The sequence below is a fragment of the Levilactobacillus huananensis genome (assembly GCF_003946145.1).
Classification (GTDB): domain Bacteria; phylum Bacillota; class Bacilli; order Lactobacillales; family Lactobacillaceae; genus Levilactobacillus; species Levilactobacillus huananensis.
Map to the genome: position 1 here is coordinate 147,839 of NZ_RHOC01000002.1, position 11,119 is coordinate 158,957.

Sequence of the window (11,119 nt, forward strand, 5' to 3'; positions counted from 1 at the left end):
CATTAACTATTTTATTTTTTGAACGTATCGAGAGTTTCCGGTCACATAGCCACCGCTAACCTTATAGCGCAAGGTATCACGCTTCTTGAAATTGTTGGCATTGGAGTAGGTCCAGCCGGTGACCTTGATCACGGTGTTTTTGCGATAATGACGGGTACGAGAGTGCTTTGTCAGATTGGTTGACCGATACCGGTTAATCCCGGTCTTGGTGACAATTCTCTTAGGCATGGTCTTCTTTCCGGCGATGACTAACTTCTTATTAGCCGTCACGTAGCGACCGTTCTTTAGGACAAAGCGGGTTGTTAATTTGTAGTGGACAATTTTCTTGACCTTGAGAACTTGTCCCTGGCGGTAGTGTGTTTTCTTCTTGGTCAGATCCTTTTTAGCGTAAGCATTGATTCCCTTGGGATTAGTCACCGTTATTTTGGGAGGTGTCTTCGTATAGTAGGCTGGGGCGACAACGGATTTCTTAGCTGTGATGTAGCCGGTCATGCCTGCAGTTTTGCTGTGATGGTTCACATCACGAACTTTGTAGCGAGCAGCACCACTGGCTGATTTTGTATAGCCGGTCACGACAAACCTAGGCCGATTCTGACGTGATTTTTGGGCATATACGGTGAGTCGATTTTTCTTAGTAAAAGTTGGCTTTTTGTATAGACCCAGTTTCTTGATGCCATATATGGTCTTCCCCTTAGGAGAAACCGTTGCACCGGACCCACCAGTCTGAGTCTCGGGTTTGTAGATATAGGTGACGGTCTGTGCCTGGCTGGTAAAAATCCCCTTGGCATTAGCGGGCACCTTTGAAAGCTTGTAGCCCTTGATGGTAAGACCAGAAGTTGTATAGGAACTTCCTAAATTACCCGTTAACCGTTTAGCCGGAGCGAGCGACTTTCCTTTGACGTCAACGTAGTGGACAGTCACCGGTTGGCTTGTCACTGGTGTGGGATCGGGGTCAGGATCTGGCGTGACGGCGTCTTCAAACCAGGAACTGAAGTTTTGAAATTCAGAACTGACCAAACCGTCTATTTCATAGGTTCCATCGCCTAAAGGATGAAGATAATTGGCCATCGGTGCGGTGATGAGTGCTCGTGTTTGTTTGGCACCGGCTTCCGGATCGATTGTGGCCAGCTGTTCGTTCGACTGGCTGCCAAGATGAGCGCTCATTAAGCTTCCCCTCATTAATCCCTGAGCGTTATTAAGGAAGAGGTCATCGTCCTCAATTTTGAAGAGATTATCATAAACAGACAGGATGGCTTCCATACCGGCAATGCCGACTATTTTAGGACGGAAGTTCGTTTCATAACTCGTTTGCATCTCTGAACGCGTGATCTGACCAGTAATAAATTTAGCCGTTGTGCCAATTATCCAGGCGGGTAGATAGGCAGTTAGCACTCTATTGTCGATAAACTCGGCTTTGGTCATACCAGCCTCTTCTTCGCCGCCCACTTCTCGGAACTGATAGTCAACGATGGACTCACCGGGCAGGATGCTGATGTCAACCATGCTATCTGCGAAGGTTCGCGTGAGATTTTCAATATCCGTAATCTCCGGATAGAGGTCATTGAGACCTTGAATAAATTGCGGATCTTGAGCTTGTTTTTGCGTGATGCTGGTGGGCCACTTGGGGTACCAATAAAGTTTTTCGTTGCCGTTTTTGCCACTCATGAGGGTATACATCATTTCCATGGCGCGGATCGGATAGACTTGTTGGTTATCCGCTTTGGCGGTGACAGTTGGTGTTGGGCTAGTTGTGTCGGCAAAAGCTACGCTGGGGCTGACGACGCCGCCTAGTAACAGCAACGTCAGCCCGGAAATAGTGAGTTGATGGATTAGTCGATTCATTTAATACACCCCTTATACGTTTTGCACTGTTACTATAAGTGTAGTATATCATATAAACAAACTAATATGGTGGAAGTAAGCCCGCTATTACAACGTTTAAATTATTGGACGGTACTCAGTAAATCAAGTGGTCTAACGAATTAAACAAGACTCACAGATTTAAGTATGTGACTCGCTCATGCCGGAATGTCGTGACCTATTTAGGGACAACTAAACGGTGAATGAAAGTGACAATTGCGGTCGTCGAAGTGTGCTGAGAGTCGTGGCCCCAGAGGCTGATGAGGGTCCCTCGAGTCATAACGGTTGGTTCAAGGCGGCGATTGTCATTTTGATGGGTCTGATCGATCTCATTAAACATATTGGGTGTGTAGTCATTGCGTAGATAGTTTAAGAAGTAAGTGTCGTAGGCGGCGTTGCCGATGTATTGTAATTGATAATAGGTCGCATAGCTATTGCAATTGACGACTTGGCGATGTTGGCGGATTAGGTCGGGAACTGAAACCCGCTTTGATCGACGATTGACGAGTTCGGCACGCTCGGTGTGATTACCAGACTGGGACCAGTAGGTGATCACGATGTTGGCATCTAATTTAGGCAACTGTTTCTTTAAAACTGAGTCATTCCATACGACGGTGGTAAAGCCGCGTTGGTTTTGATCGCGATTGAGCTGATTGACGAACTTAGTTAGGTAGCGGTAATCGCCGTCTGTTCCCGGAACTTCATCGGCACCGATAATGAGGTCGTGCAATGGTTGATTTTTAAAGCTCGCATCGAGTTCATGATAGATTTTTTTGGCGACGGCGATGGTCTTGGGATTTGTGTAATCGAGGGTTTTACGATCAAGCTTGACGGCACGGTATGTTTTGCCATGCTTGCGTTTAAGCTGCCTGAGAATTGCGCCCGCATGAGAAGGTAAATCGACGTCTGGGACCAATTGGACTTGGCGATGGTTGGCATAGGTGACCAGCCGTTTAAGCGCCTTGGGTGACAAGACCGTCTTCGAGGCCCGGTTTCCCAGATAGGCCGACTGAAAGCTGAGATGCTCGTTGTCGCTGAGGTGAAGGACTACGTAGGTAAAATGCTGATCGGCCGCGGCCGAAATGACCCGTTTGAGGGCGTTCTCGGAAAGAGGGTGCCGGCCGAGATCGATGAGGAGTCCTTGTTTTGTATCCAGCTGGGAACGCCGCGTCGCGTGAGCGGTAGTGGCTATTGGTGGAATGAGCGCTAAACAGAAACTGATTAGAATAATCATGATGAATGAACGACGCTTCAATGGGGTTCCTCCTCTGGTGAGTCACTGATAATACAGTTGCCCCTAGCATACTGTTTATGACTTAGTGGGGTCAATGAAAGGATGATTACTGAGTCATATTTGGTAGAAAATTTGTGAGGACGTGTTGGGGAGGATGGTTACGGGGATAGACAACGACGATTTTTACCTAAATACAATCGCTAATCAAAGGACACTGAGACAATCGGTGAGATACAGTTCAGGGCATAGGGCATAATAGGGGGCAACTGTAGGACTGAATAATACGGCTGCTTTTAGAAATTGGGGATTTAGCTATACAGGTACAGTCGGCACGGCTGGTGATCAGGTAGTCAGCGGATATTCGGTAGGCTGTGACCCTAATGTAAAGGTCACTGTTAGCGGGGTCTAACTTGCAGTTTGACCATATGAGGAGGTACTTGGTAGTTTGGAGATCAGCTTCAAGTAGGGACAGCCGATGACCTCACCCAGGAGGAGGGGATGAGAATTTTCAAGAACAGGTTTACTTGATTGGTCGTAAATCGTATAGCGGTTCTGATTTTACAGGTAGTCGTTGTCACTATTTAGGGCTGGAATATCGGCAGTGTCGATCGGTCGCGATGGCCAGTCACGGTGAAGCCCAGATCGTTAAGATTGGTGATTGCGGTGGGATGTATTGCAAATTCGGTGAGCCATCGGTAGGCGTCGAGAGAACCTGTTCGAGGTCACGTAGCTTTAGATAAGACGTGTAGTTGGCGTTGTTCTCACCGATCAGTTGATAACGGGCAGCGTGATGGGGTGATTCGTCAGGAGTGATGGAGAAAAGTGAAGTCGCATTTGAAGTAGTGACGCGGTGCGAATCGTCGTGCGCATAAGTTCTACACAGGACGTTAAGATCGGCATCGTAAAGATTTTGAGAGAGTTTCGCATAGGATAGAATCATTGAAAAACCTCCTGGTTAAAGTGAAGGAGAAACGCGATGACTGGTTGTTATTTAAGTTGATAAAGTAAGTATAGTGGGGTGGTGTGTCATAATATGTCAGTTTTGTGGCAATTAAAAAATAATTGCAAGGAATCGTGACTTTTCATGTTACCTATTTGCAAGGCTAGCGTGAAAATAGGAAATGAAATGTTTGGAACACAGTTAAAGTACGTGATCTGATTGATTCGTTGTACCACGGGTACCCGATTGGATACATCATTACGTGGGATAATCCGAAGGCTCGCTTGAAAGATGGGCGTATCGGTCAGGGCAAACGGATTATTATTGACGGTCAGAAACGAATTACCGCTTTACGGGCGGCCTTAATGGGGGATTCGGTTGTCACTAAGAAATTCGAAAAGCGGCGAATTAGAATTGCGTTTAAGCTGGAGACGAGTGAATTTCAGACACTGACTAGTCCGATTGAAAAAGATAAGCGGTGGATTTCCGACATCTCAGTACTGTTTGGTGAAGGAAATTTTTTCGAATTTGTCTCACAATTCGCAGAAGACAATGGATATGATGCAATGGAAATTTCACGCCCGATCCAGCATTTAAAAGATCTAGTCAATAATGATGTTGGTAACATTATGTTGTCATCTGATTTGGATATCAGTGCGGTTACGGAAATTTTCAATCGCATTAATTCTAAAGGAACAGAGCTTAGTTCCGCCGACTTTATTATGTCAAAGTTAGCTGCCGACACTGAACATGGCGGTAATGATCTACGTAAAACAGTCGAATATTTTGTCACCCTGCTGGAGGATCCAATGATTCTACAGAACCTGATGGTGAACGACATAGAATTCAGCACGTCAGACTATTATGCCAAGATTAAGTGGGCGACTAAGGAACGAACCAACCTCTATAATCCGCGATTTGGTGACATTTTTCATGTTATCTTGGGATTTGAGTTTGGGCGAAGCCGTCACGCGGATCTAATTAGTTTGGTCTCTGGCCGTGACTTTAACAAGAAGACGTATACAGAAGAGGCCATGCAGACGGCGTATGCTAAATTGTCAGAAGGGGTTCTGGCCGTTGTTAATCAGTCCAACTTTGAACGTTACTTAATGATTCTGAAGAGTCTTGGCATGCTAACGCGGGATACGCTTGTATTGAATGGACTAGGTGTTTTGAATTTTGGCTACTCGCTATACCTCTTATTGAAACGACAGGCACAAGCGGCAATAACCAATTCCCAAATTGAAATGATTGTTAAAAAATGGATTATTATGTCGGCTCTAACCCATCGCTATGCTGGGTCAAGTGAATCTCAGAGCTGGCAAGATATTACTCGATTCATTAAAGAAGATCCACTGGCTGTATTGAAAGATGTTTTACGTCAGAAACTTTCAGAGGATTTCTGGGCAGTAAAGCTGCCACAACAATTAGTGACATCTTCCACACGGTCAAATTCTTGCCGTGTCTTTGAAATGGCTCAAGTTAAAGGTGGAGACATAGCGTGGTTGGAAAAAGACCATACCGTAGAAAGTGTTTTGAATCAGCAGGGGAACGTGCACCACATCTTTCCACGGGCCTATCTTAAGCGTGAAGGATTAACCCAGAAACAGTATAACCAGGTGGCAAACTATACGCAGATCACACAGCCACGGAACCTACAAGTAAGTGACCAGATTCCGCGGGACTATTTAGCAAATCCCCATATTACGGAGTTTGTGACTTTAGATAATTTTAGAAAAAATGCCATTCCGGAAGAAGTTCGCCAATTCGATGCTTCGAATTATGATGAATTTCTAAGGATGAGACGGCAGTTAATGGCACAGAAGATTCGTCGCTATTTCGAAAGTTTATAATCATCGTAGAGCGTATTGGTCATTCGGCCAGTGGGCTCTATTTTATTGGACTTACCTGGGAATGTTGTCATAAGTGAGGTAATAGGGAATTTGACCGATTATCAAAATTAATGCGAAAAATTAGTGGCAAATTTCGTTTGTATGAAAGTAGAAGGATTCTTGTAAAAAGAGATTTCACAAGAATTCTTTTAACCGATTCGATCGGAAAAGCAGTATATTTCGTTGAATCTATCGCGTCCGAGTCCCTAATCTTATATAATTAGTGAAGGTTTCGCATTAATTGCTAGCGGTAAAGATTAGGTTCCGAATAGATGATAATGCGTGAATCTGATTCAAGCTGTTTGAATGAACTGCAAGTCAGGTGAGAGGCTTGTCAACGAAATGACTATGATGGGAGGAACTAGCCGATGAAACAATATAGCGCCGCAATGGTGGCACATTCTTTTTGGTTCAATGAATTTTCGCAATATTTAGATCTACGCGAACAAGGGAATGCTGATGCAGATATTCGGTATTTAGCTGTAGAGGGAAACTATTTTCAGCAGCAGACAACGTCACGCTCACTAAGAATGGTTCAAACACTAAAGCGACGCGTGAATATTCTTGATGAAGATTACTTTGATCTGTTTCCGTCACTAGATCTGACCAATCAGAAACTGATGAATTTATCGGCTATCCTACAACTGGATTCGTTATTTGATGATTTTTTGTACGAAGTCTACCGAAATGAATTAATTTTGGGGGATGCTAAGCTTTATAGTTATGAGATTGAAGCCTTTTTCAATCAGAAACAGGTTGAGAGTTCCAAGGTTGCCTCATGGACTGAGCAGACAATTAGGCGATTGGCCGGAACCTTCAAGACGTTCTTACGTGAGGCAGGCCTACTAGAAGAACAAGATGATTATGATCAAGTGAAGCGACCACTACTGGATACGCGACTAGAGATTCTATTACATACAAAAGGGCAGACCCGCCAGTTAGCGGCATTTTTGGGGAGATAGCATGACAAAAACAGCAGAAAAACTCAAACATTTACGAGAAAAGGTAGCTGATCCAGCCTTTCAACAGAGCCGAGGTCTATCAAATGAAGTGTCGTATTATATTTTAGCTTTTGACCCACAGGATCAACCGTTGGTTATTGAAGAGGTTAGTAACATGCGCCAACAACTGAACCGTGAAACGGTTGGCATGGATATTGTTGAGTTCAATCTCTACCAGATTATGTGGGAATTGCTAGATGGTATGGGAATTAAAGAGGATGTTCTAGAAATGGAAGCCAGTGATGGTATCGACTACCTGACGGAGCAGCTGAATAATGCCTTGGAGATGACGAGCTCTGAGAACCTACTGGTTCAGTACATGCAGCAGCATCTACCTGAGGACCCAGTGATTGTCTTTGTTACAGGAATTGGGGATATCTTTCCGTTAATTCGAGCCCATAAAGTTTTAAATACCATGCATCAGGTGATAACTGGCATTCCCGTTGTCTTCTTTTATCCGGGAACCTATGACAGTCTAAGTCTCAGTATGTTTGGTGAATCCAAAGAGGATAACTACTACCGAGCATTTCAAATCAATTAGGGGAGAGCCGTAATGAAGGTTAAAGATATTTTTGAAAAATCGATTGATCGTAATATCAAGGGTGTTATTACCATTGGTGATGAACAAGATGCTAATGTAAAACAGGAACTTGAAGAATATGTAGTTACCAAAGAGCTGGACGGTCATTTTAAGGATTTCTTTTCAGCATATGCTGAAGGCATTCAGCATGATACGACGAATATGGGTGTCTGGATTTCTGGGTTCTTTGGGTCTGGGAAATCGCATTTTCTGAAGATTTTAGCCTATCTTTTGGAGAATCGAGAGGTAGCCGGAAAATCGGCATTAGATTACTTTATTGATGATGCCAAGGTTCATGATCAAGGGACACTGGCAAACATGAAGTTAGCCGCATCTATTCCAAATGAGGTAATGTTATTTAACATTGATTCCAAAGCCAAGAACGGTAATAAATCTCAAAAAGATGCTATTTTGAACGTCTTTCTACAGGTATTTAACGAACAATTAGGACTGTTCGGGGCTGACTTTTGGATTGCTGATCTCGAACGAGACTTGATTGCTCAAGGAAAGTACACAGAATTCCAAGAAAAATTCAAGGAATTGGATCGGCAAAATCGGGACTGGCTTGATGCGCGGAATGCATATGCTTTTCTGAAGGGGACAATTCGAGACACGCTAGTTGCAATTGGGTTTATGTCGGAAGCTGATGCCAATGGATTCATTGATCAACTTAAGAAAGAGTATCCCATCAGTGTTGAGAGTTTTGCCAAATTAGTCAATCAGTATATTGAGAGTCAGAACGAAAATTACCACATGGCATTCTTGGTGGACGAGGTTGGTCAATATATCGGATCTAGTCAACAGCGGATGCTTAATCTCCAAAGCATCGTTGAGGATCTGGGAACCTATACACATGGTAAAGCGTGGGTGATTGTTACCAGTCAACAAGCCATTGATAAGGTGACCAAGAATATTAATGGGCAAGACTTTTCCAAGATTCAAGGACGATTCAGTACCCGGATTGCCATGTCCTCTGCCAACGTAGATGAAGTTATTCAGAAACGATTACTGGCGAAGACGGCGTCTAGCGAGAAGTTATTGGAAGCCACCTTTGATGAAAACCAACATGTCATTAATAATCTGATTAGCTTTGATGGTAAGGAAGAACGGAAACGGTACGACGATGCTAAGATGTTTGCCGATCTTTATCCGTTCGTTCCCTATCAAGTCGTGCTCTTACAGGATACATTGACGGCCATTCGTGAGAATGGGTCTGATGGGAAGCATTTGGCTAACGGGGAACGTTCAATGTTGGCAGTCTTCCAAGAATCTGCCCGGCGTTTGGAGAACGAGGATACACGGGCATTAGTGCCGTTCAGTATCTTCTTCCAGGGACTCAGTCACTTCCTGGATCACACGCATATGATTGTGATTCAACGGGCACAGAATAATGAATTGATTAATCCTAGCGGTGAGGACAATCCCTTTGCTGTTCAAGTTCTAGAGACGTTATTCATGATCAAATACGTTCAGGACTTCGATGGAACTTTGAATAATTTAGTGACGCTTATGATTGATTCAATTGATACTGATCGAATTGAGTTGGAAGCTAAGGTTAAGCAAGCCTTACAGGTCCTGCAAGAGCAGAACATCGTAGAGAAGACCAGCAAAGGGTATGAGTTCTTAACCGATGCTGAACAGGACATTAGCAAGCAAATTCAGCGACAAGGAGTGGATTCTGGAGAGGTTTCTCAAGCAATTGGGGATTACCTCTTCAGCACAGCTGCTATTTCGCGGCGGTACACATACCCTAAGTTAAATCAGCAGTATACGTTTGTCTTTAATCAATGGGTTGATAATCGACCAGTGGGTAAAACCAATCAAGATATCAATTTGAAGATTGTTACGGCAGCTAATGACGATAACCGAGACGACAGTGAGTTGCGGCGACAGTCTAATTCACCAGAACAGCCCCAAATCATTATTGATTTACCGGGTGAATCACAATACGTCGATGACCAACAGCAGATTTTGCGGATACAGAAATTTATCCTGAATCCGCAAGAACAATCCCAAGATGCTCGCTCACAGCGAATTGTGAACGTTAAGAAGACGGAACTAGGTGTATTGAAGGAACGGGTGGCTAAGGAATTACTAGATGTTCTCCAACAGGCCAATATTTACGTTCAAGGTGATCGGCTCGATGCTGGCAAGAAGGATTTCTTTACCAGTTTAGGGCAAGCGGAAGAACAATTAATTGATGAAATCTATCGGAATTTAAGTTATATCGATGTCGTTAAGCAAGAGAATGACATTGTGGCGCTGTTCAAGGACAGCAGTGAATTAGTCAAAACCACTGAAAATGAACGTGCCCTTCAGGCGGTTTTAGAACGCATTAGTCGCGATTACACTGGTCACAGCAAGATTTCGTTTAAGTCGGTGCTGGAACGTTTCAATAAGATTCCATATGGTTATCGTGAAATCGATACCAGGTGGCTCGTCGCAAAACTTTTCGCTGATGCTAAGCTAAAAGTCTACGTCAACGGTGAGGCCTTGAGTTTGCAGGCGAGAGTGCCAGCCAATGAAATGGCGAAGTACTTCTTGAAACGACAATATTTGGATGCGGTTCAAATGGAACCACGCCATGCCGTGAGTGAGAGCAAGAAGAAAGACCTGAGAGACATTGCACTAGAACTGTTTAAGAAGCAGATCTTTAGTGATAATGAAGATGACACGTTGATGCGTGAACTTCAAGATAGTTTGAACAAAGCGCGCAAGACTTTAAACATTTACCTGCAAAAGCCGAGTTACTATCCCGGACAAGATGTTTTGGAGACTGGGCGAGAGCTAATGGATCTTTTATTGGCACAAACTGATACGGACCGATTCTATGGTTTAGTGAGCCAAAAGCATGATGATTTACTAGACTGGCATGATGATATGGATGAGGGTGGCATCAACGAATTCTATCAGAGTCAGACGCAACAAGAGATCTGGGAATCAGGGTACACGCAGCAAGTTGTTTATGATCGCTCACAAAAATTTGTCACCGGTACAGCAGTTAAGGGCTTAATCGTTAAAATTGATGAGTTGATGAAGAAACGTCCACAAGGAAACATTAAGCCACTTAAAGACTTGGTTATCGCATTTCGTGAGGCTTTCAGTGATGAATTTGATGCTGGCCTGAGTCAGGTACAACAAGACATTCAAACTGAACAGGTTGCGACAGAAAAATATTGTGCGGATGAGCACCTCACAGAGGAGTTCGGTGACCAGATCCGACGTGAATTTGCAAGTTTACTGAATGATGCGCAGGACGCGACAACCTTAAATGGATTGTTTATTATTCCACAACAGGCGGGTTCTGTCCGAATGCGCTTAGTTCATAGCATGGACCGATTATTGGAAGAACGCAATCGCAATAAAAAGGTGATCCATATAACACCACCAACCATTGGAAAAGAAAATGATGATGGCGGTTCCGATCAAGTTAAACCTGTCATCATGCAACGAAAGACAATCAGTGCTAGGGCGTTAGGAATTAACCAGTCGTGGGATTTGAATAATTCGACGGACATTGATGTTCAGATTGAGAGTCTGAGAGCTGCTCTTAAACAGCAACTAGAAGAAAACGGCAAAATTAATTTTGAACTGTAATTAAGTTCCCAGTCA

General features: G+C 43.8%; 6 protein-coding genes and 1 pseudogene. 4 read left to right on the plus strand and 3 right to left on the minus strand.

The window, feature by feature from the left end; translation table 11 throughout:
- Positions 1-6: 6 nt before the first annotated feature.
- The 3 genes from EKM71_RS02760 to EKM71_RS02770 all read right to left on the minus strand — a co-directional run bounded on the left by EKM71_RS02760 (position 7) and on the right by EKM71_RS02770 (position 4,034).
- The gene (locus EKM71_RS02760) at positions 7-1,842 is read right to left on the minus strand and encodes a DUF5776 domain-containing protein (protein WP_125573150.1); all 1,836 of its coding nucleotides are present in this window, start codon (positions 1,840-1,842) and stop codon (positions 7-9) included.
- A 196-nt stretch (positions 1,843-2,038) separates the two neighbouring features.
- A complete protein-coding gene (locus tag EKM71_RS02765) occupies positions 2,039-3,115 on the minus strand; it encodes a family 20 glycosylhydrolase (protein ID WP_225417980.1) in 1,077 nt (358 codons plus the stop codon).
- A gap of 604 nt (positions 3,116-3,719) precedes the next feature.
- Entirely contained in the window at positions 3,720-4,034 is a 315-nt protein-coding gene (locus EKM71_RS02770; protein ID WP_125573151.1) for a hypothetical protein, read from the minus strand.
- Between the two features lie 200 nt (positions 4,035-4,234).
- Here EKM71_RS02770 and EKM71_RS02775 point away from each other — a divergent pair.
- The 4 genes and pseudogenes from EKM71_RS02775 to brxC all read left to right on the plus strand — a co-directional run.
- Positions 4,235-5,887: pseudogene (locus EKM71_RS02775) on the plus strand (GmrSD restriction endonuclease domain-containing protein); the annotation flags it as partial.
- Between the two features lie 407 nt (positions 5,888-6,294).
- A complete protein-coding gene (locus tag EKM71_RS02780) occupies positions 6,295-6,888 on the plus strand; it encodes a DUF1819 family protein (RefSeq protein ID WP_125573153.1) in 594 nt (197 codons plus the stop codon).
- A gap of 1 nt (position 6,889) precedes the next feature.
- On the plus strand, positions 6,890-7,468 hold the full coding sequence (locus EKM71_RS02785; RefSeq protein WP_125573154.1) for a DUF1788 domain-containing protein: 579 nt from the start codon (positions 6,890-6,892) through the stop codon (positions 7,466-7,468).
- Between the two features lie 12 nt (positions 7,469-7,480).
- Positions 7,481-11,104 (plus strand): BREX system P-loop protein BrxC, encoded by a 3,624-nt coding sequence (gene brxC / locus EKM71_RS02790; protein ID WP_125573155.1) that lies wholly within the window; start codon positions 7,481-7,483, stop codon positions 11,102-11,104.
- The last annotated feature ends 15 nt before the right edge of the window (positions 11,105-11,119 follow it).